The following is a 25,611-nucleotide window of genomic DNA, read 5'->3' on the forward strand; positions in this document are numbered from 1 at the left end:
CGAAATTTGCGAAATTTAAGGGAAATTTTTAAAACTCCAAAATTTCCGCTTCGCAAATTTTAAATACTGCGCCGAAATTTCGTCTTTAAGTGTCATTGCGAGGAAATGCGAAGCATTGACGAAGCAATCTACAAAGCTAAAATTAAAAGTAGAGTAAATGGCAGAATTTCGCGAAATTTTGAATTTTAGAATTTTGCCATTATAGCGGTTAGTGATTTGGATTTTGTAGATTGCCACGCCCGCAAAGCGGGCTCGCAATGACACTTAAAAGCAAAATTTCGGGCGCAATATCATAAAAGCAAAATTTTAAATTTTCGGCGCAGTATTTTAAATTTGCGAAGCGGAATTTTAAAAGTATTTCACCCAAGCGAGCTAAAAAGTGCCGAAGCAGCTTCTAATATCAACCAAATTCCTAAAAATAGTGCTTCCGCAAAATATTTCGCAAATTGTGCAAATGCGAATTTTGCGCTGAATTTTTCCTCCTCGTATGTGCCTTTATAAAATTTCCACAAAGCTAGGCAAAATTTAAAAACAAATCCTAAATTTAAAAATCCTAAAATGATAAAGGCAAAAAATTCGCCCAAAAATGCGGAACACAGCAGAAAAAAACAAAAATCAAAAATTAGCAGGGTTAAAAATGTTAAACCTTGAAATTTTAAAAAATTTCCCATTTTTTGCGTTTTTTGTTTAAATTATTCTCAAAAATTTTGCCTCTAAAACATCAACCCGTCTTCTGCATTTGTTTCAACCCTTCTTGGAAGTGGGGAAATTTTGGTGTAATACTCATCGCTAGCACCGTATCTACGGGTAAATACTCCACTTGGGACGCTGAAATTTCGCTTAGCTTGCGGGTATTCTTTAAGATAATTTTCCAAAAATTTCGCAAACACAGGCGCAGCAGTTCTACCGCCACCTTCTACCTTGCGCATAGGCTTGTAATCGTCGTTTCCATACCAAACAATGATTTGCAAATCAGGCGTAAATCCGCAAAACCACGCATCAATGCTATCGTTTGAAGTGCCTGTTTTGCCCGCGATTTCGATGCCTTGCACGCGCGCTCTGGTGCCAGTTCCTCGCTGGACTATGTTTTTCATCAGCGTCGTCATCAAATACGCCTGTTCTGGGCGCAAAATGCGTCTGCGCTCAGGCTCGATATAGTGCGTAGTGCCGTTATTATCGGTGATTGCGGTGATGAATTTAGACTTCGTGCTAATGCCAAGACCAGGAAACATCGAATACATAGTCGAGTATTCAAGTGGCGAAATGCCGTAACTTCCGATCGCCACAGACAGCGCTGGCGGGACATTTTTAAAGCCGTATTCGTTTAGTTTGCGAATCGTGCGCTCAATGCCGATTGATTGCATTAAATTTATCGAAGCGAGGTTGCGAGAGCGTTGCAAGGCCTCTTTTATCGTGATATAGCCGCTGTATGTGCTATCGTAGTTTTTCGGTTTCCAGCTTTTGTTGCTTCCATCGTCAAATTCGCGCGCGATATCAGGGACCTCTGTCATCGTCGAATACCCGCTATCTAGGGCGATTTGGTAGATAAATGGCTTGAAGCTTGACCCTGTTTGGCGTCTGCTTTGGCTAGCACGGTTGAAATTTGATTTGGCATAATCCACACCGCCTACAAGTGCGATAATTTCGCCATTTTGCGGGTGCGTAACGATAATCGCACCATTTACATTGCTAGCATTTGCGTCTTTGTTGCGTTTTAAAATTTCGTTGTAGCCAAAAATCAGCGCCTCTTGCGCCATTTCTTGCGCCTTTAAATCAAGGCTTGTTTCGATTCTATATCCGCCTGTGCGCACATCTGGTAGCAGTCTTTCAGCCTCTTTGACGATCTCATCGACTGCGTATGGGGCGACATTTTGGGTTAGGGTTTCATCATAGACAAACGGCTCTTCTGCCATTGCGATTTCATACTCGGTTTTATTTATCCAGCCAAGCTCGTGCATACGGTAAATTACATTGTTTGCGCGAGAAAGTGCCAAATCTAGGTGCTTGGTAGGGTCATACTGGCTAGGGGCTTTTGGCAAACCCACCAAAATGGCGATTTCTTTGATACTAAGGTCGGCTAAATCCTTTTTAAAATACCCAAGCGCGGCAGTTTTGACGCCGTAATACCCGTGCCCGAAATACACTTCGTTAAAATATCTTTCTAAAATTTCCTCTTTGCTTAGGGTGTTTTCGATTTTTAGCGATAAAATCATCTCTTTGATTTTTCTATCTATCTTTTTTTCGCTAGATAAAACCAAATTTTTGACAAGTTGTTGCGTGATAGTGGAGGCACCTTCCACAAATTTCATCGCTTTTATATCTTTTACAATCGCGCGAAAAATCGCCTCTGTATTAATGCCCTGATGCTCGAAAAACGCGGTATCCTCGATAGCTACTAGGGCTTCAACCATACGGCCTGGAATTTCGTCAAATCTAGTATAAAGGCGGTTTTGTTCGTTGAAAATATTGGCAAGCAAGTTGCCGTTTCTATCGTAAATTTTGGTCGTTAGCTCTGGGTGATAATCAATAATAGAGTTCGATTCTAGGCGAATTTGCGTATAAAAATACATAAACACACCGCACCCTGCGAAAAAACAAACCGTAATAAAACTAAATAAAATTCTTACCATCTAAATACCTTTTTAAAATTTCCACATTTAAACCCATAGCGGTGCTAGTATCGCCACGAAAGCTTTGGATATATTTTTTGTTAAACCCCTCGATACTCATAGCCCCTGCTTTGCCGCGCCAATCGCCACTTTTTAGATACGCTTCTAAATCTTCCTCGCTAAATTTGGCGAATTTATAACTAGCTACCAAAAGCGTGCTTATCTCAAAACCCTCGCCCACAAAAATCATCGCCGTATAAACCTCGCTAATAGCGTCAGATTGGGCGTTTAGCATAGCTCTTGCGTGGCCAATGTCCTTTGCTTTGCCTAAAATTTTGCCACCTACCAAGACCGAGCTATCGCAAAAAAGCAAATTTTTTGCATTTTTGTTTTTGGCTAAAAACTGCGATTTTTTCGCGCTTGCCACGCGGTAAGCGTATGTTTTAGCATCGGCTATGTCGCCTACATTTTCGTCAAATTCAAAGCTGATTTGCTCGAATTTTATCCCAGCTTCCCGCAAAATCTGCGCCCTTGTCGGCGAAGATGAAACCAAATAAATCAAAATCTACCCACCGCTACACAAAGATAGGTGCAAAGCACCGATACAGCGACATTTAGCGGGACAAAATATCTAGCGATGATAATCAAATGCTCGCTAGCTTCGAATTTATCGCCTGCTAAAAGCGCCTTTTTAAACGAGTAAAATTTAAAATAAACATAGCCAAAATTTATCAAAATAAACACCGCCAAAACCCACAGCGTAACGATTACAGCATTTATCATAGGATCTGCGAACTTGAAGTTGTTGCCTATGCTTAGAAAAAATCCACTCACAATTATAATCAAAAAAAACGAGCCGAAAAAGAGATTAAATTTCGAAAGATAAAATTTGATTTTTTCGAAATTTGAGTTTGTGATGTCTGTTTTATCGCTGAAAATTCGAATCAGCATGATAATGCAAACATGCGCGCAAATAAAGCAAATCGCCCCTAAAATGTGAATTAGGGGCAAAATTTGATCACTTCTGGCAAAGCTCGTTTCTAATTCGTTCAACCTAGCTTACCTTTTGCAAATTCTAGTGCCCCAGCTAGCGCGCTAGAAACCATGCTAGTATCTTTTCCGCCAGCAGTAGCGAAATCATCGCGTCCGCCGCCGTTACCGCCTAAAATTTGAGCCGTCATTTTAACCCACTCGCCAGCCTTGATTGGGGCGTTTTTCGCTCCGGCTGCGACTGTGATTTTATCGTTTTCGCCCACTTGCATTAGCAAAATCGCAGCCTTTTCGTTCGCGTTTTTAAACTCATCAATCATGGTTTTAATTTCGCCGTTTTCTACCACTGCTACGCAAAGCTTCACGCCTGAGATTTCTTGGCAAGGCAGAGACTTTTGATCGCCTGCGTGTTTTAATTTTTCTTTTAAGCCTTTGATTTCATCTTTTAGCTTTTTAATGCCATCTAGTGGGTTTGCGCCTTTAAATTCAGCTTCGATTTCGTTAATTTGCGATCTTAAATTTAGCGTGAAATTTAGCACTTCTTGCGAACAAATCGCCTCGATTCTGCGCACGCCAGCACTTACGCCACTCTCTTTTGAGATCAAAAACGCTCCGATTTCGCTTATGTTTTCGACATGGGTGCCGCCGCAAAGCTCCTTGCTTACATCGCCAAAGCTTACCACACGCACTTTTGCGCCGTATTTTTCGCCAAAAAGCGCAATCGCGCCTGATTTTTTGGCCTCATCTATATCTAAAATTTCAGTTTTATTCTGCGCACCCGCGCTAATCCAGTGATTTACGATTTGCTCGACTTTGGCGAGTTCTTCACTACTCATCGCTTTTGGGTGCGAAAAGTCAAATCTAAGTCTGTTTGCCTCTACAAGCGATCCAGCCTGCGCGATATGATCGCCCAAAACCTCTCTTAGCGCAGCGTGAAGCAGGTGTGTCGCGCTGTGATGACGCGCTATCATCGCTCTTTTGCCAGCGCTTACCACGCATTTTACAAGATCGCCGGTTTTAAGCAGGCTTTTTACTTTGATTTGAGATAAATTTAAATCAAAGAATTTTTGCGTGTCGATAACCTCGCTTTTTTCGATAGTGCCGGTATCTGCGCACTGACCGCCACTTGTAGCGTAAAATGGCGTGATATCTAGCATTACCCAGCCAGTGTGTCCTGGCTCTAAACTATCGCAAATTTTAAAATTCTCGTCCAAAAGGGCCAAAATTCGGCTTTCAGTTTCTTGGCATGAATACCCCACAAACTCATTTTTGCCAAATTTTTCGATAAGTTGCGCGAAATCGCCTTTGGCTTGCGCTTTATCTCCTGAGCCCTTCCAGCTGGCTTTGGCTCTGCGTTTTTGTTCCGCCATTAGCTCATCAAATTTAGCCTCATCGACTTTAAGATTTTTCTCTCTTAGCATATCGGCTGTGAGATCGAGCGGAAATCCGTAGGTATCATAGAGCTTAAATGCGACATCGCCAGAGAAAACATTGCCTGAGGTTTTGGCTAATTCTTCGTTAAATAGCTCGATTCCGTTTGCCAAAGTGGCGAAAAATCGCTCTTCTTCGAGTTTTACTAGCTCTTTTACAGCCTCTTTTTTCTCGTTTAGATATGTATAGTGAGAGCCCATACTAGCGCAAACATCATCGACTAGCTTATACATAAACGGCTCTTTTATGCCTAGCAAATATCCATGTCTAACCGCCCTGCGCAAAATCCTTCTAAGCACATAGCCTCTGCCCTCTCTATCAAAGTTCGTGCCTTGGGCTAGCAAAAATGTAACCGAGCGGATATGATCTGCGATGACGCGGTAGCTCGCGCCAGTTTCATACTCGTATTTTTTGCCACATAGCTTCTCGACTGCGCCGATTAATGGCATAAATAGCGAGCTATCGTAATTGCTAAATTTACCCTCTTTTATCGCTGTTACGCGCTCTAAACCCATGCCTGTGTCGATTGATGGTTTTGGAAGTGGCGAGAGTTTGCCATCGGCTGAGCGCTCGTATTGCATAAAGACTAAATTCCAAATTTCTAAGAAACGATCGCCGTCTCCGCCCATATAATCCTCATCGCTATGGAAATGCTCGCTTCCTTGATCGTAAAAAATCTCGCTACATGGCCCACAAGGTCCAGTATCGCCCATAGCCCAGAAATTATCGTGATCGCCGAAGCGATAAATTCGCTCTTTTGCGATATGGCGCGACCAAATTTCAAACGCCTCGTCATCGCTATCATGGACGGTAACATAGAGTTTTTCTTTTGGGAGTTTTAAAATTTCGGTTACAAACTCCCATGCGTAGGCTATCGCGTCTGTTTTGAAATACTCGCCGAAACTGAAATTTCCAAGCATTTCAAAAAATGTGTGGTGGCGCGCTGTGTAGCCGACATTATCAAGGTCATTGTGTTTGCCGCCTGCTCTAATGCAGGTTTGGCAACTCGTGCGAATCGGTGGAGTTGGGCGTGGCACCGCACCTGTAAAAATGCTCTTAAACGGCACCATACCGGCATTTGTGAATAATAAACTATCATCATCTGGCACAAGCGGTGAGCTTGGCATAACCTCGTGTCCTTTTGACGCAAAAAAGTCTAAATAAGCTTTTCTAATATCCATTAACTATCCTAAATTTAGTAAAATTTAGTGCCCATTTTAGCAAATTTTGATTTTAAGAAATATAAATTTTTACTCTTATTCGTTATAATGAAAAATATGCAAAATTTACAGGATTAATTAATGAAGAAAAAAATAGCCATAATAGGCTTAGGGGAGCTTGGCGCAAAACATTTCAAAGAGCTTAGAAGAAGCGATTATTTCGATTTGGTCGCGCTTTATGACAAAGAAAAAACCGAGGATTTTGGCCCTAGATATCCACTTTATAATGATTTATCGAAAATGTTCGAAAGCGCCAAACCAGACGCTGTGGTCATCGCTACACCGCCTGCGACGCACAAAGAAATCATTTTAAAATGCATACCTTTTACCAAAAATATCTTTGTAGAATCCCCGCTAGCTGGGAATTTAGCTGAGGCTAGGGAGATAAATTACTCTATTTCGATTAATGGCGCGAAGCTTGGCGTGGGATATGCTGGGCGCTATAATCCTGTCATAATCTCGCTGTGTAGGGAGTTAGCTAAGGACGAGAAAATTTATTCGATAAATTTCGTAGATGGATTTAGCTCTGAGAGTGCAAACTGCTTGCAAAATGCGCTGATTAGGGATTTGGATTTGATTGCTCTGCTTAGCAAATCTGAAATTTCATCACAAAATATCTGCAAAAACGGCGATTCTAACGGCATTGGCGTCGCATTTCGCACAAAGTCAATGAGTAATTGCACGATTTTGCTATCAAATTTATATCCGCTCAAACGCCACGGCGTGGAGATTTGCACGAATTCTGGCGTTTATTTTGGCGATTTAGAATCGCTAAATTTATTCAAGGTTACAAACGACGGACGGATAAATCAGCGTGTCGATCGCGATGATTACGCGCTTAGATACCAGCACAAAGCGTTTTTAAATTTAATCGAAAATTCTAAATTCGAGGGAATTGCGACCCCTGATGAAGCAATCAAACTAAGAGAGTTAATCTCGTGAAAAAAGCCTTAATTCTCCTAAATATGGGCGGTCCAAATAGCCTAGACGAGGTTAGCGTATTTTTAAAAAATATGTTTTGCGATCCAAATATTTTGGGTGTTAAAAGCAAAATTTTGCGCAAAATTTTAGCTAGTTTGATTACCAAAATGCGTGTTAAAGAAGCGTGCCAAAACTACGAAAAACTTGGCGGAAAGTCCCCTATCGCTGGGCTTACAAAGCGACTTTGCGATAAGATAAATTTATACCAAAATGAGTTTGTTTGCGATTTTGCTATGAATTACACTGCCCCTTTTGCTCGTGATGTTTTGGCAAAATATGCGAAATTTGATGAAATTTTACTTTTTCCACTTTATCCGCATTTTTCGCAAACAACGGTGAAATCGAGCATTGATGACGCTAAAAAAGCCCTAGTGGATTTAGAAATTTCAAATTTTAAAATAGTTGATATTTTTTACAAAAGCGAAATTTACAACCAAATCCTGCTAAATTTAATCAAAGAAAAAATCAAAAATTTAAGCGCCGATGAAATTTCGCGCACAAGCTTAGTTTTCTCGGCTCACTCACTGCCTGTAAAAATCATCGCCGCTGGCGATCCTTACGAGGCGCAGGTTAATGAGCATGTCAAAATTCTAAGTGAAATTTTGCAAAAATCTGGCATAAAATTTAAAGATATCTCTCTTGCCTATCAATCCCGCCTAGGCCCCGTAAAATGGCTAGAACCAAACCTAAACGAGCATTTGGCAAATTTGCAAAATGAGCGCGCGCTGATTTTTCCGATTTCGTTTTGCATAGATAATTCTGAGACGAAATTTGAGCTTGATATGTATTTTAGAAATGTGGCAAAAGAGCTTAAATTTAGCTATTTCGAGGTTTGTGAGTGTCCGAATTTTAGCGATGAGTTTGCCTCGTTTATCATCACTCACGCTCAAAAAACCCAGGGCTAAATTTAGCCCCAGATTATAACTTATTATAGCCTGCCTTGCGCGCCTTCGTAGATATTTTTCACATCATACACTAGTGAGCCAGAGTAGTCGAATTCTTTAAATTGATTGTGCGCCACAGCGATTACAACGCAATCAAATTCGCCTAAATTTGGCTTTTCGATTAGCTCGATATCGTAGTAGCGTTTCGCGTCGTCCTTGCTCGCCCATGGATCATACACACTGACCGCGCAACCGAAATTTTTAAGCTCATCAATCATATCAATAACGCGCGTATTGCGTATGTCTGGGCAGTTTTCTTTAAAGGTAAGACCTAAAATCAAAATTTTGCTATGTTTGATTTTTTTGTCAAATTTTATCATCATCTGCACAACCTGTGTGGCGACATATTTGCCCATATTGTCGTTGATACGGCGACTTGCGAGTATGATTTGCGGGTGATAACCCACCTCTGTGGCTTTTTGGGCTAGGTAGTATGGATCTATGCCGATACAATGCCCTCCCACAAGCCCTGGGCGGAAGCTTAGGAAATTCCATTTCGTCGCAGCTGCGTCGATGACATCATTGGTATCTATTCCTAGCTTGTTAAACAAAATCGCAAGCTCGTTGATAAAGCCGATATTTATGTCGCGTTGTGTATTTTCGATGACTTTGGCAGCTTCTGCTACCTTGATACTTTTGGCGCGAAAAGTGCCGTTTTCTAGGATAGAAGAGTATGTCTCATCAACGATATCGAGGGTGCGCTCATTGCTACCTGAGACGATTTTTTTGATTTTTGTTACGGTGTGAATTTTATCACCCGGATTTATGCGCTCTGGTGAGTATCCGCAGAAAAAATCCTCGTTAAATTTAAGCCCGCTAGTGCGCTCTAAAACAGGCACACAATCCTCCTCAGTAGCCCCGGGATAGACCGTGCTTTCATACACTACGATATCGCCCTTTTTAAGCACCGAGCCCACACTCTGGCTAGCTTTGATTAGTGGCGTGATATCTGGGCGGTTGAATTTATCCACAGGCGTTGGGACGCAAACGACATAAAAGTTGCAATCTTTTAAATCATTTACATCGCAAGTAAATTTAAGCCCGTTTTTTAGCGCAGTGGCAAGTTTGTCATCTTCTAATTCTAGGGTCTTATCATGGCCCCCGTTTAGCTCGTCTATGCGAGATTTCATTATATCAAAGCCCACTACGCTGTGTTTTGCGCTAAATGCCGCTGCTAGGGGAAGTCCCACATAACCAAGTCCGATAATTCCTATTTTCATCGCTTATCCTTTAATCTTTGATTTCATTTAAATCTTTAATATCTACATGATTTATCTTGTCGCTATCGCCACTAGGGGTTAAAAATCCTTTTTCGACTAGCAAATCAACTATGCTTTTAAACACAGGCAAGGCGTTTTGCGCCGCGTAATAACTGCCTTTTTTAGGCTCTCTAACCAGCACGCCTATGGTGTAGCTAGTGCGAGCGTCGTTCGCAAAGCCGAAAAACGAGCTATTATACGCGCTAGAATATCCGCCACCTTTGGCAATCCTAGCGGTGCCTGTTTTGCCCCCTACTTCGATACCGCTCGTGCGCCCTTTGCGCCCTGTGCCGCCCTCGACTACCTTAATCAAAATTTCTCTCATAACATCTGCTGTTTGCGGGCTTAGCACGGTGCGTGTTTCGCTCTCATTTACAGGGTAAATTTTACCGTTCATTTCTAAATTTTCGACCAGCCTTGGACTAATCCAAACTCCGCCGTTATTAAAAACCCCATACGCGCTTAACATCTGCAAAAATGTCATCTGCGCGCCATAACCATAGCTAATCGTAGCCTTATAAACCTTGCCTTCCAAGCTTCGCACGCTAGGGATATTTCCGATCTGCTCGTAAGGCAAATCAATACCGGTTTTTTGCGCCATACCGAAATTTAAAAGCCCGTCATAAATCATCTGCCCACTCATACGCTCGGCGATTTTAATCATACCGATATTTGATGAATGCACGATGATTTCCTCGCCACTCATTGATTTTGCTGGGTGAGTGTCGCGGATAGTGCGCGAACCTAGCTTGTATGCGCCATTGTGGGTGTTTATGATTTCTGTTGGTTTGACTAAATTTCCCTCATAAGCGATTGAGAAAATTATCGGCTTCATAATCGAGCCGACCTCGTAAGCATACTCGCTAGCGGTCGAATTTAGGTTTTTCACATCTTGTTTTGTGATATTTTCGGGATTATACCTAGCGTTTGTGGCAAGGGAGAGAATTTTGCCTGTTTTTGAGTTCATTATGCCTACGACTATCTCTTTGGCATCGTAAGCTAAGCTTGCTTTATCAATTAGCCTCTCAACATCTCTTTGTAGCGCCAAAGGCACGCTTAAATGGACATTATATCCGTCGATTTTGTTTGTTTTTTTGGTGCTTTTTTCTAGGATAATATTGCCTTTTAGATCCCTTGGGCCCGTGATAAACTCATCTTTTAGCGGGGTTAGATAATACTCATAGTATTTCTCCACGCCCTTAATGCCGACTACTTTGGTAATCCCTGAAACCTCTTTTTTGTTGATATAGCCTAGAAGCGGGGTTAGGGAGTTTTGGATATTGTAAGTGCGCTTTTCGCCACTTTCGCTCACACTCATGCGCACTGGCGGATTTACACGCCCGCTAGCCGTCTCAAAGGCCACGAAAAATTTCTTTAAATTTAGCTTGTAGGCTAACTCTTTTAAATGCACGGCTGTTTTAGCGTCGATTTTGTATGATAAAACCGTGGTGCCCTTTGAGCTTTGGATTGTTTTTTTGACCCGTTTTTCGCTATCGCCTGTGTAAATGCAGTAGAGTTTGACAAACAAATCGAGCTTGTGCGGATCAAGAGAGCGAGAGTCTATGCTGACCTTGTAGAGTTTGGTCGAGTTTGAGACGACATATTTGTCTTTGGTGATGATTGAGCCCCTGATTGCGCTGTTTGTTTCGTTTATGTCAAGGCGTGGAAGCCTGCGATCGCTACTAGCTGAGTAAAACATCATCCACACAAACACGCACATCAAAAATCCCAGCACAGCCGCAAGCACACAAATACCGATATTTGAGTTTTTATCCCGTAAAATCATATCAACTTTTCTAAATCTTTAAATTTTTCAAATCCGCTTGGCGAGTTTTGCAAAATTTGAAATTTGGCTAAAAATTCGTCCCTTGGCATATCTTGCGCCCCCATAAAGCGCAAATGCTCGTTCATAATCTGACAATCAATCAAAAAGTCAAATTTTTCCAAAACCCTACAAAGCGTGATTAAAGCGACCTTCGACGCGCCTGTTTTTAGGCTGAGCATACTCTCGCCACAAAACACCTTGCCCAAAATCAGCCCGTATAATCCGCCAATTAAAACGCCTTCTTCATAGACTTCCACGCTGTGAGCGACGCCTAAATTTGCTAAATTTACATACGCCTCTACAATCTCATCGCTAATCCAAGTCCCATCATTTGAGTTTTGGCGGGTTTGTTTGCAAAGGGTGATAAATCCAGCGAAATTTTGGTCGAATTTTACTTCATATCGTTTTAAATATGGCTTTATCGACTTTTGGGTGCGCACAGCCTTTGGCTCTAAAATCGCGCGCGGGTTTGGCGACCACCATAAAATCGGCTCTCCCTCACAAAACCACGGGAAAATCCCCTGCGTGTATGCGCTTAGCAAACACTCTGCGCTCAAATCTCCCCCGCTAGCTAGCGGGGCAAAATCTGGCGCGGTTTTTGGGTTTGGGAAGGCGTAGAATTTCGACATTTTTATTTTATGACCGTGGCGTTTTGGGGTTCGTCTGGACTTTTGGTTAAACCGCCGTTCTCATCTTCGCCAATTTGGGCAGTATTTGATACCTTCGCGTCCAGCATTGGCACACTTTCGAAGTCAAATTTAAGTTTTTCATCAGCGAAATCCACAAAAACCCTACCGCCATTTTGCAACGCGCCAAATAAAATTTCCGAGCTAATCTCATCTGAGATTTGCAACTGCACCTCTCGTTTGAGATTTCTTGCGCCAAATTCTGCGCTATAACCTTTTTTTATCAAATACTCTTTTGCGCCTTTGCTTAGCGAAATTTCGATATTTTTGAGCCCTGATTGTATTTCGCGCACTGTTTTATCCACGATTTTTTCTAAAATTTCGCCTTTTAGTGGGTTGAAATTTATGATTTTATCTATGCGATTGCGAAATTCAGGGGCAAAAAAGCTCTTTACAGCGTTGTCGATTTTATAGCTTTCATCTTTGGTAAAGCCCACTTGTGGCGCTTCTTTGGTGCCTAAATTCGAGGTCATAATGATAATGGTGTTTTTAAAATCGCTACTCGTGCCGTTTGTGTCAGTTAGCACGCCGTTATCAAAAATACCCAAAAATATATTTGTCATGCTTGGGTGAGCCTTTTCGATCTCGTCGAAAAGCACGACGCTGTAAGGGTGTTTTTTGATCTGATTTGTCAAAATTCCGCCGTTTTCAAACCCCACATATCCCGGAGGCGCGCCGATTAGGCGGCTCACGCTGTGAGCTTCCATATACTCGCTCATATCAAATCGCTCGAAATTTACACCTAAATTTTTAGCCAAAACCTTGGCTAGCTCGCTTTTGCCCACGCCCGAGCTTCCTGTGAATAAAAACACGCCAATTGGCGAATTTTCGTGTCTAAGTCCCGCATAAGAGCGCAAAAGTGCCTTGCTTAGGCTAGAAACTGCCTCGTCTTGACCGAAAATTTCCTTTTTGATATTTTCCTCTAAATTTCGCAAGGTCTCTTTATTATCGACGCTCTGGCTTAAATTTGCGATATTTGCGCTAGCACTTAGCACATTTACCAAATCCTCTTTGCTGACATTTATCGCCTCGCTATGCTCCTTAAATGCGTAGCTCGCGCCCACTTCATCAATCAAATCAATCGCGCTATCTGGCAAAAATTTGTCACTTTCGTAGCGTTTGGCTAAATTCACAGCCTCGCGCAAAATTTCATCGCTAAATTTGACATTGTGAAATTCCTCGTATTTTTTCACAATTCCCTTTAAAATTTCCACGCTATCTTCGATACTAGGCTCGTTTATGTCGATTTTGCATAGCCTTCTAGCAAGCGCCTTGTCTTTGCTTAGATTGCGAAATTCAGCGTAAGTAGTAGCGCCAATTAGGCTAAGCGTGCCGTTTGCAAGGCCCGGTTTTAGCAGATTTGACATATCCAAATCCTCGCGCGAGCCCGCACCTGCACCAGCAATCGTGTGAATTTCATCGATGAAAAGTATAGCTTTATCATTTTTGCTAAATTCATCTATTACATTTTTTAATCTCTCCTCAAACTCGCCTCTTAGCGTCGTTCCAGCTACGAGCGCGCCCATATCAAGGGCGTAAATCGTCTTATTAGCTAGCTTTGCTGGAACCTCGCCATTTGCGATTTTTAGCGCGATTCCCTCGATTATAGCCGTCTTTCCCACGCCTGCTTCGCCCACAAGGACTGGATTGTTTTTTTTGCGGCGACAAAGAGTTTGCAAGGTCTTTTCGATCTCTTTTTCGCGCCCGATTAGCGGGTCGATTTTGCCACTTTTTGCCATTTCGTTTAAATTCGTCGTATATAGCTCGCTAGCTGGCTTTTTTTTCTTTTTGCTCTCGTCATCTTCGCCTAAAAAATCGTTAAAAAGCCCCTCGTCCATCTCGCCATTTTCGCCGTTTTGCGCCATATCGCGGTTGTCAAACCATTGCAAATATCTATCTCTAAATTTATCAAAATCGTAAGAATTTATCCCGTAAAATTCGAAAATTTTAGCCGCGTCTGTATCCTTGCTAGCAAGGACATAAGATATAAAATCTAGCTCGTTTTCGTTGTCAATGCTCTCCTCGAAAAGCCCCATAATGCGCGCCAAATCGGTTGTCGCTGCGACCTTGGTGCGGTTTTTTTCGTCTGATTTTGGCATTGAAGCGATTAGCTCGCCAATGCTGGTTTTGAAATTTTCATACTCAAAATTTGAAAACTCGTTTTCAAAAAAATTTCTAAAATTTTTATCTGAGAAAATTTCATATATCACGCTTGCTATGCTAACATACTCAAACCCGCCTTTTACGGCGTTTCGCACAGCGTTATCAATGTCTTTTTGTAAATAAAATCCTATCATTTATCCTCCTCTATAATACATTTTAGCGGGAAGCCCTCTCTCGCGGCTGCCTCTAAAACGGCTTCTTGCTTGCTTTTGGCGATCTCTTTGGCATATACCCCACAAATCCCGCGCCCATTTTTATGGACATTTAGCATGATTTTGACTGCGTTTTGCGTGGTGTGAGCGAAAATTTCGATTAAAATTATCACCACAAAATCCATTGGCGTAACATCGTCATTTAGTAGCACCACGCGATACGGCGAGGGTTTGAAGGTCTTAACTCGCACCTTTGTGCTAGTTTGCGTTGCCATTTTTTATCCTAAGCATATCTTTTTCTATCACCTTAGTAGAGACCATACCCAAATAATATGGCTTTCCGCGCTCATCTCCCTCGTTTATATCTGTCAGTGTCTGATACTCGCCGTCCTTAAAAACCACCTTAAATGGGATTGAAAGTGCGTGGCGGTAGTTGATATCGGTTAAAATTTGCTCCACGATACGGGAATTTTGCTTGTCGTTTGCTATGAAATAATACGCATTGTATTTTTTGGTGAAATTCTCCACGACCTGCGCGTCTGTGATATTCTCGAAGTGGATTAAGCCAACCATCATAAAATTATCTGCGTTTTTTAGCTGATAGTCCATTAGGTGCGGAGCCTCGATTTTGCACGGCTCGCAATATGTCCCAAAGATATCAAACATCAAAATTTTATCGCTTCCAGCTAATTTAAAGCCCTTATTCGTGCGCTCAATCACCACTTCGCCACCCACGACGCTTTTTAAGCTAAATTTTTCGCCCACACTAAATGGGGTAAATTTTGCCGCCACTTCGCTATTTTGCGCATTTTGCGCACTTTCATCATTACAACCACAAAGAAGCAATCCAGCAAAAATCAGCGTTAAAATTTTTCTCATAATCTCTCCTTTTTACTTATAATTTTTATTTATAATTTTTCATCGCGCTTCTAGCCTCTCTGTCGGCTTCCTTGCGTTTTAGCGCCTCTCTTTTATCATGCAGGTTTTTACCACGCGCTAGTGCCACCCTGGCCTTGACGCGGTTTTTGTCGTTTAGATACAGCGAAGTAACGACCAGCGTAAGGCCGTCTTTGCTGACATGGCCTAGAAGTTTGTCGATTTGCTTTTTGTGCATTAAAAGCTTCCTTGGAGCCTTTTCGTCTGGGCGAAAATGCGGGTTAGTATGCTCCAAATAGCTTATGTGCGCCCCTAGCAAAAACAACTCGCCTCTTATTATGCGACAAAAGCTGTCTTTGAGATTTGCCCTGCCAGCGCGCAAGGATTTGACCTCGCTACCCTTTAAAACCACGCCAGCTTCGAAATTTTCTAAAATTTCGAAGTCGTGGAAGGCTTTTCTGTTTTTTGTAAGTTCTTTTATCATTTTTCTACCTTAAATCTACCTTGAAACACGAACTACCACTTCCGCTTAAAAACTCGCCCTTTTCTAGGCGCAAATCTGGATAAAGTGCGCGCGCTGGGGCTAGCAAATCATTTAGGCTCTCAGCCTCAAAATTATTTAAAATTTCGCTTGATTTTAGCTTTAAAAGCTTGTTAGCTAGGCCTAAATCAATTTTATTAAAATGATTTTTTCTAAATTCCCTATACACCGCGCCAGTATCGCAAAATAGCCCTTTTAGGCAAAGCCTAAGTGGCGGGATTTCATCATCAAAGGCTTCGATTATTTCGCCTTTGCCACTCACATTTGCGCTTTTTTCGCCACTTAAAAAAAAGCAAATATCGCTTCCGAGCGAATTTGCGATTTGCATTAAATTTGGCTTTGAAATTCCCAAATTTAGCTCATCATTTATCATTTTTAAAAACGCGGCGCAGTTACTGCTACCGCCACCCAATCCACCGCCTGCTGGAATTTGTTTGTAAAGTTTTACATAAAATTTTGCAAAAAATTCATCGAGCTCGTTTTTGTAACCGCTCTCGCACAGCCGCTCGTATGCGCTTTGGATTATGTTTTTACCAGCGATTTCTTTGTTGCACTCTATGCAAAATCCGCCCCGCTCGCCCCGCTCAAAGCTAATCTCATCATAAAGCTCATGGCATAGCACGAAACGGGAGGCGATATCGTGAAATGCGCCGTTTGCGCCAGTAATTTTCAAAAAAACATTTATTTTAGCAAAACTTTTCAAATCTTTATCCTATTCCATAAATATTTTACTTCGCCATCGCAAATTTCGATTATCGCGTGAAATTCGCCCAAATTTATCAAATATTCGCCACTGTTTTGAAATTTAAAATTTTGCGTGCGAAGTTTTTTGCCGAGCAAAATTTCATTTTTATCGCCATTATAAAAATTTTCTTTTAAATTTAGATAATCTTTGGGATTTATGCTAGCCTCACTCATAAATTTTGGATTTTCTAGGCTAAATTCGCCCTCGCTTACTCGGCAAAGTGCGCTTAGCGTCCCGCACACACCTAACTTTTTGCAAAGAAGCTGTCCGTATGAGCGGATATATCCGCCCTCGCTAACTGAAATTTTAAAGCTCAAAAACGGGTGGCGATAGCTTAGGATTTCGCACTCATACACGCTCATAACCTGCTCTTTAAGCGCCACTTCCTCGCCACGCCTCGCTAGCTCGTAGGCTCTGACGCCATCTATTTTTTTCGCGCTAAATTTTGGTGGCGTATATCGCACAAGCCCAAGCAAGCTATCCCTTGCGCCTAAAATTTGCTCCATGCTAAGCTTTGGCACATTTTCTACGCTATAAATGTTTTCGTTATCGCCACTTTCGCTACTAGCACCAAACCACAGCGTGGCGATATAGATTTTTGGAGTCTTACGCAAAAATCGAAAAAATCGCGTGTATTCGCCAAAGCCAATAACCAAAGCCCCGCTAGCAAAGGGATCTAGCGTGCCAGAAAAACCGGCTTTTTTCACGCCGTATTTGCGCTTCAAGCGTCCTAAAAACTGATTTGATGAAATTCCGGCAGGTTTGTTTGCTAAAAAAAGTCTATTCATACTAGTTTTTGCACGAAATTTTTCATTATCATGCGCTCGATTCCGCCGAAATTTATGGTAAGTTTGTCGCCATTTACCGCGCTTACTTTGCCCATACCAAAGAGTTTGTGGGTGATTAAATCGCCCTTTTTAAACTCGCCGTCATTTTGTGGGCTAAGTGGAGTATCGATTAGCCCTGCTTCGCCTAAAAATCGCGATTTGGATAGATAGTCCCGTTTCCCGCGATAAAAGCGCGAATTCGCAAAACTAAGCGTTAGCTCTTTTTTCGCCCTAGTTATGGCTACATACGCTAGCCTGCGCTCCTCTTCTAAATCTGTCGTGTCGCTGATGATTGGGAAAAACCCCTCTTCAAGCCCGATGACAAAAAGGTGCGAAAACTCCAAACCCTTGCTAGCATGCACGCTCATGATATTTATCGCCTCTGCGCTGATATTGTCTTGATCGCTAAGAAGCGCCAAATCGTTTAAAAACTCGCCTAAATCGAAATTTGGCTTATTTATGGCTTCATCTTTTAGCATAGCGCAAAATTCGTTGATATTAGCCAATCTATCATCGCCCTCTGGCATGCTCTCGTAGTATTCTTTTAGCTCAAATTTATCCAGCACTCCGTCGATTTTTTTCTCCACGCTTGGCTCATGCGAGAGTTCGTTTATGTGGAGTTTGAGCTTTTCTAGGGCCTCTTTTGCCTTTGCGCTTAGATTTGTCCCCTGATCTGAAAACGCATCAAACAGGCTTAAATGCTTCCTTGCGCCGATTTCATCGAGCCTTGCAAGGCTAACCTTGCCAATGCCCCTTTTTGGGACATTTATAATGCGTCGCATTGAAAAATCGTCGTTTTCGTTAATGATTAGGCGCAGGTATGCGATGATATCTTTGATCTCGGCTCTTTCATAAAATTTCACGCCACCTACTATGCGATACGCGATTTTCGCGCGGTTTAGCCCCTCTTCGAGTGCGCGCGAAAGGGCATTTACGCGGTAAAGCACGGCGATTTGGGCTGGGTGGATACCTGAGTTTATGAGCTCTTTGATTTTTGCAGCTACCTGCGCGCTTTCGTCGCTTTCGTTTTCGCAGTGTAGGATTTTGACATCTTCGCCCTTACCAAATGTGCTTTTTAAATTTTTGCCAAGGCGGTTTTTATTGTGCGAGATTAGCTCGTTTGCAGCGAAGAGAATTTGGCTAGTCGAGCGGTAATTTTCCTCTAATTTCACATATTTTACATTTTCGAATTGATCGCGAAATTTTAGGATATTTTCCACCCTAGCTCCACGCCAGCTATAAATGCTCTGATCATCATCGCCCACGACGGTTAAATTTTGGTGCGCTTTGCAAAGCTTTTGTAGCAGCTTAAACTGAATTTCGTTCGTGTCTTGATACTCATCGACGGTTATGTAGGTGTATTGGCGTGAAACTTCATCGCAAAGCGCCTCGTTTGCGTCTAAAATTTTGTAAGGAAGCACGAGCAAATCATCAAAATCGACTAAATTATTGCTTAGCAAATATTCCTCGTATCTGGTGTAGGCTTCTAGCATTTTGGCGTAAAATCCCTCGTTTGCCTGCTTGATATCATCACTTAGCGAGGCGATATTGTTTTTAAGCTCATCTGGGCTAATTAGGGCGTTTTTGTATTTTGAAATTTCATTTGCCATGGTGCTTGTTTGCAAATTTATCTCAAACGATTTTAGGATTTTTTTCTTATCATCTGTATCTATGACGGCGAAATTTGGCTTACGGCCTAGTTCGCTAATGTAAAATTTCAAAAACAAAAGTCCAAATTTATGAAATGTGCATAGTAGTGGCACACCCACTTCAAGCCCTAAATTTGCAATTAGATTAAGCGCGCGCGAGCGCATTTCACTAGCTGCTTTGTTTGTGAAAGTTAGCGTGAGCGTGTTTTGCGCGGGCACGCCGTTTGCTAGCAGGTAAGCTAGGCGCGCGGTGATTGTTTTAGTTTTTCCACTACCTGCGCCCGCTAAAATCAGCATAGCTCCGTCTATATGCAGTGCTGCCCTGCGCTGAGCCTCGTTTAATTCGTCTAAAAATTTCATATCTTTCCTATCTAGCGAAAATTCTGCGAGATCTCTCTTTTTTGATCCACTCGCTATCTATTTTGGCTAAATTTACAGCCACTGGGGCATTAGCTTGGACTATCTCCATTATAGCATGCAGCGGGATTGATACGACCGCTGCGAAATCCTCGCTACCAAAACCAGCTTCAAATTTCAAATCGTCCTTTTGGATATGCGCGCTTGACAGCGTGTAGTTTTCTAGCTCGAAGAAAATCACAGGTTTTTTGATAAAACCCGCACTTATCTCGCTAGGAAGTTCTGGGTCGAATTTCACCTCGCTTGTGCGCGCTACCACGCCAAAACTCTCGCCAAGCTCGAAAAAAAGCTCCAAAATTTCTTTGATGTGCGCAATCTCTTTTTGTATGAATTTTTCGTTTTCTAAAATCATCTTTACTCCTTTACAAACTCGCTAACAAGGGAGCGAATTTGAGAAATTCCAATCTCCCAAAATTTATCATCGTCTAAATTTAGCCCAAATTTTGCGACTAAATTTTTAGGCGAATCACTTCCGCCCGAGCTTAAAAATTCAGTGTAAATTTCGGCGAAATTTGAAATTTTGCCACTTTTATACAGCCCATAAAGCGCCAAAACTAGCAACTGCGCAAAGCCGTAAGAGTAGCAATAAAACGGCGTATGGATAAAGTGCGGTATATAACTCCACCAAATTTTATATTCATCTCTAAGTTCTAGCGCATCGCCAAACATTTTTTTGGACTCTTCTAGCCAAATTTCATTGATTTGCTCGGTGGCTAGCTCATCAGGCGAGGCGTGAATTCTGCGCTCAAATGTCGTAAATCCTATCTGGCGATACAGCGTAGCAAAAATATCTTCGAGTTTGTTTGCTATCATGGCACGAGCCACGCTTTTTTCCGCGCGCGAGAGCATATAGTCAAAAACTAGCATTTCGCAAAATACAGAGGCTGTCTCAGCCGTGGTAAGTGGCGTAAATGAGTAAAAATATCCAGCATTGTAGCTTAGATATTGGTGGATTGCATGACCTAACTCGTGCGCTAGGGTAAATACATCGCGACGTTTGGCGGTGAAATTTAGTAGCACAAACGGGTGCGTATCAGCTGAACCAGAGTGCGAAAATGCGCCACTTTGTTTATTTGGCTTTGGCATGGCATCAATCCAGTTTTTCGCAAACGCTTCCCTTGCGATTTGCCCAAATTTAGGGCTAAATTTATCAAAGGCGTCAAGGACGATTTGCTTAGCCTCATCAAAGCTAAATTTGCTATCGTCGTTTAAATTTAGCGGTGCGTATCGATCAAAATCATAGAGCTTTTCAAGCCCCAAAATTTCGCGTTTTTTATCATAGTAGCGCCACACTAAATCAAAATTTCGCTCGGTTGCGCTAATGAGCGCATCGACGCTTGATTTTTCGATTTGGTTTTCTTCGTGCATGATTAGCTCGCCCTGCCCGTATCCGCGAAGCTCGCAACTGATTTTAAGGCTAGTTTTTATCATATTATAAATGTAGGTTAAAAGGTGCGAATTTTGCTCTAATGCCGCACTTAGCGAAGCTGCGGCCTGCTTGCGCGCATTTCTATCGCTATCGTAAAGGTGTGATAAAAGCTCCTCTTCGCTGATTTTCTCGCCCCCAAAGTCAAATTTTAGCCTTGCCATACTCTCATCAAACAGCCTCGAAAACGCCTCTGCACCCACTACGCTCGTTTTTAGCAAAACCTTTTCTTCAAGCAGGCTTAGTTGGTGTGATTTGTGTTTTTTAAGCAAATTTAAATAGTAAGCAAAACGGCCACTACCCGCGATGAAATTTTGCGATTTCTCATCGCTAAGCTCGTTAAATTCTAGCTCGAAAAATAGCAAATTTTGGGCGATATCGTTGCAGATTTGCTCCACTTTGGCTTGCCTTGCCCCACGCGTAGTATCTCTGGCGAAATCTAAATGCACGAAGCTCATAATCTTTGAAATTTGCGCGTTTATGCGCTCGTATTCGCCTAACGCTTCGCAAAATTTATCGCAGGTTAAATTCGCCAAATTTCCCCTAAATTTCGCCTCAAATTCGCTAGCCTTAGTGCGCGTATTTTCGATCGCAAGTTCAAATTTTGCCTCGTTTTGAAACAATTCACTCAAATCCCAATTCATACTTTTCCTTTAAATTTTTGGCGCAATTCTAGCCAAAAAGAGTTATACAGTGGTAAGCGACCAAAAATTTGGTCGCTTAAATTTTTAAATTTTAATGTTTTGAAGTTTGTGAAACGATAATTGTAAAAAGTGCGTCGGTGGAGCTATTTAGGGCTGTTTCCATTGAGTCTTGGATTACAGAGATTATGACACCGACGGTGATGACCTTAAATGCGATATCGTTGTCGATACCAAAAAGCGCACACGCAAGCGGAATAAGCATAAGCGAACCGCCAGGCACGCCACTTGTACCACATGCGCCCACGGCTGAGACTACGCATAGAAGCAAAGCTGTGCCAAAATCAGGATGAATTCCTAGCGTGTATGCAGTCGAAAGTGCCAAAATAGCGATAACCACAGCGGCTCCCGCCATATTTACGGTAGCTCCTAGTGGGATAGAGATAGAGCTTAGCTCGTCATCAACGCCGAGTTTTTTGCAAAGGTTCATATTCACAGGGATATTCGCAGCCGATGAGCGTGTGAAAAACGCTGGGATTCCGCTCTCTTTAAGGCAGGTAAAGACGATAGGGAAAGGGTTTTTCTTGGTTACGAAAAATACGATTAGCGGATTTACTGCGACAGCTACTAAAATAAGTGCTAGCACAAGCACGCCTGTAAGCTTAGCATAGGTTGCCAAGCCCTCTACGCCCAAATCATACACAGTGTAAGTAATAATGCCAAAAATACCAATTGGTGCTAGTTGAATTACAACTTGAATTATTTTTGTTACACCTTCGCTTAAATCGCCGATGAAGCGTTTGGTCTCGTTCGTGCAAAATTTAAGCGCGATTCCAAGTCCTACCGCCCATGCGACAATACCGACATAATTACCGCTAGAAAGGGCATTTACAGGGTTATCAACGATTTTGAAAAATGTAGTTTTTAGCACTTCCCAGACATTTGCAGGTGCAGGTGAGTTTGCTGCGCCAACGCCATCAAGAGCAATCGGAGTCGGAAACATAAAGCTAACGCCAACGCCAACAAAAGCAGCCAAAAGCGTGCCTACGATATAAAGCACGATAACTCTTTTTAGCCCTGTCGTGCTTCCAAAAGTTTTATTGACAAGCGAACTTAAAATTAGAATAAAAACTAGCACTGGGGCGACAGCTTTAAGCGCACTTACGAAAAAATCACCAAACAATCTAGCCAAATTTGCGATATTACTCCACGCATTTGTTTCACCGCCGTCCAAATCCAGCCCAGATACACCGACCCTAGCAAAATACCCTAGCGCAGCACCGAGCAAAAGTCCGATGATAATGCGCATTATCAGGCTTTTGTTGCTGTAACTTTGTATCAGCTTATCTAAGTAAGTCATCTTGCCTCCCTTTCAATGAGTAAAATTTGTCGCAATATATCTAAATTTTTATTTAACATTATTTAAATTCTTTAAAAATTTAATAAAATTTCATTTTACATTAAATATTAAACGCTAGAATTACGCCCAAAATTTTCAAAATTTTAGGAGCTTAAATGTATCTATTCACAAGCGAGGTCGTAAGCCCTGGTCACCCAGATAAATGCGCCGACATAATCGCAGATTCAATCGTCGATGAAATTTTAAAAAAAGATCCCAAAGGACGCGTAGCTAGCGAGGTTTTCGTAGCAGGCAAACATATCGTAATCGGCGGCGAAGTAAATGCCAAAGTCGATTTCACCCACGATGATTATCGCCATATCGTCAAACGCGCTCTTAGCGACATTGGCTACAATGACAATCCATTTTTTACCCGTGAGCAATGCCTGCACCCGCAAGATGTCGAGGTCGATGTATATCTAAACCAACAAAGCCCAGATATCAACCAAGGTGTAGATCAAGAAAGTGGCGAGATCGGCGCGGGAGATCAAGGCATAATGTTTGGTTTTGCTAGCTCGGAGACGCAAAATTTCATGCCAGCAGCGATTACTTATGCAAGGCTTCTTTGCGATAAGGTTTATGAGTATGCCAAAACTCACCCAAATCAGCTTGGTGTGGATATTAAAACACAAGTTACGCTTGATTATGGCACGAAGTCAAATTTCGAAGACTGCAAACCGCAATCAATCCACACAATCGTAGTCAGCGCGCCTTGCGTGGAGAGTATGAGTATCGAATATGTGCGCGAACTAATCCAAAATTTAATCGACACAGCAGGTCTTCCAAAAGAGCTTTATCAAAAAGAAAAAACCATAATTTATATCAACCCAACAGGTCGCTATGTAAATCACAGCTCGCTTCACGATAGCGGTTTGACTGGACGCAAACTCATCGTCGATAGCTTTGGCGGATATTCGCCAATCGGCGGTGGCGCACAATCTAGCAAAGACTACACCAAAGTCGATCGCTCGGGGCTTTACGCAGCGCGCTATATCGCTAAAAATATCGTCGCAGCAGGGTTAGCGAAAAAATGTATAATCCAGCTAAGCTATGCTATCGGCGTAGCAAAACCAGTTAGCGTGAGTGTCGATTGTATGGGCACAAACGCTGGTATTGATGATGATACACTCTCGAAATTTGTCCTTGAAAATTTCGCCCTAACCCCGCGCTGGATTACTGAGAAATTCGGCCTAGACAAACCAAGTGCCCAGACATTTTTATACGCAAAAGTAGCTGCTTACGGCCAAGTCGGCAACCCAAAATACCCATGGGAGCAACTCGATAGCGTAGAGCTTTTCAAATCTTTGAAAAAATAAAATTTCGCAAGGAATTTAACCTTGCGAAATTTTTAAATTTTTAGTTATTTTATGACAATTTAATCTTAAATTTAACTCCGAGAAATTCCGATAAATTCGGCGAAATTTAACACTTTTTTAAGTAAAATTTTTGCAAAATATCGCATACTTTTAAGGGGTGAAAATGCAAGAAAAACACTACGAAGTCGTCATCGTCGGCGGCGGTATTTCTGGCGGTGCGCTAGCATACACTTTGGCGCAATACACTGATATAAAATCCATCGCAATCATCGAAAAATACGAAGGTTTAGCCACGCTAAATACAAAGGGCACGGCAAATTCGCAAACGATCCATTGTGGCGATATCGAGACAAACTACACAATCGACAAAGCCAAAAAGGTCAAACGCGCAGCCGATATGATTGCGAAATACTGCAAAAAGCACGATTATATCGGTAAATTTATCTTTGAAGGGCAAAAAATGGCAATCGGCGTGGGCGATAGTGAGGTCGCTTTTATCAAAGATCGCTATGAGGTTTTCAAAGAGCTTTATCCGTATTTGGAATTTTATGACAAAGACAAGTTAAAACAGATCGAGCCAAAGGTCATTTTCGATAGCAATGGCAACCCTCGCCCCGAAGATGTCGCAGGTCTTGGCGTGCAAAGTGGCGCATATACCACAATCGATTTTGGCGCGATGACAAATACCCTAGTCGAAAATGCACAAAAAACAAAGGGCAAAATTTGCGACTTATACCTAAATTCTGAGGTTCAAAATATCACAAAGGTAGGCGATAAATTTTATATCCGCACTGCAAATAAAATTTCAGTCAGCGCTGATTTCGTCGTAGTCGATGCAGGCGCGCACTCACTATGGCTAGCGCACAAAATGGGCTATGGCAAAAACCTTAGCGCGATTTGTATCGCTGGAAGCTTTTATCTAACCAAACAAAAATTACTAAATGGCAAAGTCTATATGGTGCAAAACCCAAAACTCCCATTTGCCGCACTTCACGGAGACCCTGACCTGCTAGCTGATGGTTGCACGAGATTTGGCCCTACTGCGCTAACTATGCCAAAATTAGAGCGTTACAAGGGCTGTCGCTCGGTGCCTGAGTTTTTCCAATCACTAAATTTCACTCCAAAAGTTGCAAAGGTATTTTGGAATAATTTTGGCGATAGTGATGTGCGAAATTTCTTAATGCGCAATATTGCTTTTGAAGTGCCGGTTTTGGGCAAAAAACTCTTTGTCAAAAATGCCAAAAAAATCATACCTAGCATTAGAGAAGAAGATATCTACTACGCCAAAGGTTTTGGAGGCGTCAGAGCCCAAATCATCGACCAAGACAAGCTTGAATTGCTTCTAGGCGAGGCTAGAATTGACGATAATAACGGCGTGATTTTCAATATGACTCCAAGCCCGGGTGCGACAAGCTGTTTTGGCAACGCAGAGCGCGACGCTATCTCAATCTGCTCGTTTTTGGGCAAAAAATTCGACGCTGAAAAATTCGAAAACGAACTTGTAAAATAATCAA

23 protein-coding genes are annotated in these 25,611 nt (G+C 42.1%); 4 read left to right on the top strand and 19 right to left on the bottom strand.

Features of this window, described 5'->3' with window-relative positions; all coding sequences use genetic code 11:
• Positions 1 to 208: 208 nt before the first annotated feature.
• Genes OFO01_RS03925 through alaS form a run of 6 tightly spaced genes read right to left on the bottom strand, consistent with a single transcriptional unit; the run spans position 209 to position 6,211 of the window.
• Positions 209 to 367, bottom strand: coding sequence for a hypothetical protein (locus tag OFO01_RS03925; RefSeq protein WP_270858882.1), 159 nt, complete (start codon positions 365 to 367; stop codon positions 209 to 211).
• On the bottom strand, positions 360 to 671 hold the full coding sequence (locus OFO01_RS03930; RefSeq protein ID WP_270858883.1) for a hypothetical protein: 312 nt from the start codon (positions 669 to 671) through the stop codon (positions 360 to 362). The genes OFO01_RS03925 and OFO01_RS03930 overlap by 8 nt, the downstream gene beginning before the upstream one ends.
• A gap of 42 nt (positions 672 to 713) precedes the next feature.
• A complete protein-coding gene (locus tag OFO01_RS03935; RefSeq protein WP_270858884.1) occupies positions 714 to 2,630 on the bottom strand; it encodes a transglycosylase domain-containing protein in 1,917 nt (638 codons plus the stop codon).
• Entirely contained in the window at positions 2,611 to 3,171 is a 561-nt protein-coding gene (gene maf / locus OFO01_RS03940) for a septum formation inhibitor Maf (protein ID WP_270858885.1), read from the bottom strand. The genes OFO01_RS03935 and maf overlap by 20 nt, the downstream gene beginning before the upstream one ends.
• Positions 3,168 to 3,662 (bottom strand): hypothetical protein, encoded by a 495-nt coding sequence (locus OFO01_RS03945; protein WP_270858886.1) that lies wholly within the window; start codon positions 3,660 to 3,662, stop codon positions 3,168 to 3,170. Before OFO01_RS03945 ends, maf begins: the two co-directional genes overlap by 4 nt.
• A complete protein-coding gene (gene alaS, locus OFO01_RS03950; RefSeq protein WP_270858887.1) occupies positions 3,659 to 6,211 on the bottom strand; it encodes an alanine--tRNA ligase in 2,553 nt (850 codons plus the stop codon). Before alaS ends, OFO01_RS03945 begins: the two co-directional genes overlap by 4 nt.
• 120 nt (positions 6,212 to 6,331) lie before the next feature.
• On the opposite strand from alaS, the gene OFO01_RS03955 reads away from it, so the two are divergent.
• Together OFO01_RS03955 and hemH are read left to right on the top strand one after the other, a co-directional pair.
• Complete coding sequence (locus OFO01_RS03955; RefSeq protein ID WP_270858888.1) at positions 6,332 to 7,192, top strand: Gfo/Idh/MocA family protein; 861 nt, start codon at positions 6,332 to 6,334, stop codon at positions 7,190 to 7,192.
• On the top strand, positions 7,189 to 8,136 hold the full coding sequence (gene hemH, locus OFO01_RS03960) for a ferrochelatase (protein ID WP_270858889.1): 948 nt from the start codon (positions 7,189 to 7,191) through the stop codon (positions 8,134 to 8,136). Before OFO01_RS03955 ends, hemH begins: the two co-directional genes overlap by 4 nt.
• 23 nt (positions 8,137 to 8,159) lie before the next feature.
• Here hemH and OFO01_RS03965 read toward each other — a convergent pair whose 3' ends face one another.
• The 13 genes from OFO01_RS03965 to sstT all read right to left on the bottom strand — a co-directional run bounded on the left by OFO01_RS03965 (position 8,160) and on the right by sstT (position 22,742).
• A complete protein-coding gene (locus OFO01_RS03965; RefSeq protein WP_270858890.1) occupies positions 8,160 to 9,395 on the bottom strand; it encodes a nucleotide sugar dehydrogenase in 1,236 nt (411 codons plus the stop codon).
• A 10-nt stretch (positions 9,396 to 9,405) separates the two neighbouring features.
• A complete protein-coding gene (locus OFO01_RS03970; RefSeq protein WP_270858891.1) occupies positions 9,406 to 11,220 on the bottom strand; it encodes a peptidoglycan D,D-transpeptidase FtsI family protein in 1,815 nt (604 codons plus the stop codon).
• The gene (gene aat / locus OFO01_RS03975) at positions 11,217 to 11,888 is read right to left on the bottom strand and encodes a leucyl/phenylalanyl-tRNA--protein transferase (RefSeq protein WP_270858892.1); all 672 of its coding nucleotides are present in this window, start codon (positions 11,886 to 11,888) and stop codon (positions 11,217 to 11,219) included. The genes OFO01_RS03970 and aat overlap by 4 nt, the downstream gene beginning before the upstream one ends.
• A gap of 2 nt (positions 11,889 to 11,890) precedes the next feature.
• Entirely contained in the window at positions 11,891 to 14,242 is a 2,352-nt protein-coding gene (locus tag OFO01_RS03980; RefSeq protein WP_270858893.1) for an AAA family ATPase, read from the bottom strand.
• A complete protein-coding gene (locus OFO01_RS03985; protein ID WP_270858894.1) occupies positions 14,239 to 14,535 on the bottom strand; it encodes an ATP-dependent Clp protease adaptor ClpS in 297 nt (98 codons plus the stop codon). The genes OFO01_RS03980 and OFO01_RS03985 overlap by 4 nt, the downstream gene beginning before the upstream one ends.
• Positions 14,519 to 15,139 carry a TlpA family protein disulfide reductase gene (locus OFO01_RS03990; protein ID WP_270858895.1) on the bottom strand — a complete coding sequence of 207 codons (621 nt, stop codon included), beginning with the start codon at positions 15,137 to 15,139 and terminating at the stop codon, positions 14,519 to 14,521. The genes OFO01_RS03985 and OFO01_RS03990 overlap by 17 nt, the downstream gene beginning before the upstream one ends.
• A 25-nt stretch (positions 15,140 to 15,164) precedes the next feature.
• Positions 15,165 to 15,620: an SsrA-binding protein SmpB gene (gene smpB, locus OFO01_RS03995; protein ID WP_270858896.1), complete on the bottom strand. Its 456-nt coding sequence runs from the start codon at positions 15,618 to 15,620 to the stop codon at positions 15,165 to 15,167.
• A gap of 4 nt (positions 15,621 to 15,624) precedes the next feature.
• Positions 15,625 to 16,380 carry a 4-(cytidine 5'-diphospho)-2-C-methyl-D-erythritol kinase gene (locus OFO01_RS04000; RefSeq protein ID WP_270858897.1) on the bottom strand — a complete coding sequence of 252 codons (756 nt, stop codon included), beginning with the start codon at positions 16,378 to 16,380 and terminating at the stop codon, positions 15,625 to 15,627.
• Complete coding sequence (truB, locus tag OFO01_RS04005; protein ID WP_270858898.1) at positions 16,377 to 17,210, bottom strand: tRNA pseudouridine(55) synthase TruB; 834 nt, start codon at positions 17,208 to 17,210, stop codon at positions 16,377 to 16,379. Before truB ends, OFO01_RS04000 begins: the two co-directional genes overlap by 4 nt.
• Positions 17,207 to 19,258, bottom strand: coding sequence for an ATP-dependent helicase (locus tag OFO01_RS04010; protein ID WP_270858899.1), 2,052 nt, complete (start codon positions 19,256 to 19,258; stop codon positions 17,207 to 17,209). The genes truB and OFO01_RS04010 overlap by 4 nt, the downstream gene beginning before the upstream one ends.
• A gap of 7 nt (positions 19,259 to 19,265) precedes the next feature.
• The gene (locus tag OFO01_RS04015; RefSeq protein WP_270858900.1) at positions 19,266 to 19,667 is read right to left on the bottom strand and encodes a hypothetical protein; all 402 of its coding nucleotides are present in this window, start codon (positions 19,665 to 19,667) and stop codon (positions 19,266 to 19,268) included.
• 2 nt (positions 19,668 to 19,669) lie between these two features.
• The gene (locus OFO01_RS04020; RefSeq protein ID WP_270858901.1) at positions 19,670 to 21,385 is read right to left on the bottom strand and encodes a M3 family oligoendopeptidase; all 1,716 of its coding nucleotides are present in this window, start codon (positions 21,383 to 21,385) and stop codon (positions 19,670 to 19,672) included.
• A 91-nt stretch (positions 21,386 to 21,476) separates the two neighbouring features.
• Complete coding sequence (sstT, locus tag OFO01_RS04025; RefSeq protein WP_270858902.1) at positions 21,477 to 22,742, bottom strand: serine/threonine transporter SstT; 1,266 nt, start codon at positions 22,740 to 22,742, stop codon at positions 21,477 to 21,479.
• 155 nt (positions 22,743 to 22,897) lie between these two features.
• Between sstT and metK the strand changes: the two genes are divergently transcribed.
• Both metK and OFO01_RS04035 read left to right on the top strand, forming a co-directional pair.
• Positions 22,898 to 24,097: a methionine adenosyltransferase gene (gene metK, locus OFO01_RS04030; RefSeq protein WP_270858903.1), complete on the top strand. Its 1,200-nt coding sequence runs from the start codon at positions 22,898 to 22,900 to the stop codon at positions 24,095 to 24,097.
• 163 nt (positions 24,098 to 24,260) lie between these two features.
• A complete protein-coding gene (locus OFO01_RS04035) occupies positions 24,261 to 25,607 on the top strand; it encodes an FAD-dependent oxidoreductase (RefSeq protein WP_270858904.1) in 1,347 nt (448 codons plus the stop codon).
• Positions 25,608 to 25,611 lie beyond the last annotated feature (4 nt).

Source organism: Campylobacter sp. JMF_01 NE2 (genome assembly GCF_027737365.1).
Taxonomy (GTDB): domain Bacteria; phylum Campylobacterota; class Campylobacteria; order Campylobacterales; family Campylobacteraceae; genus Campylobacter_B.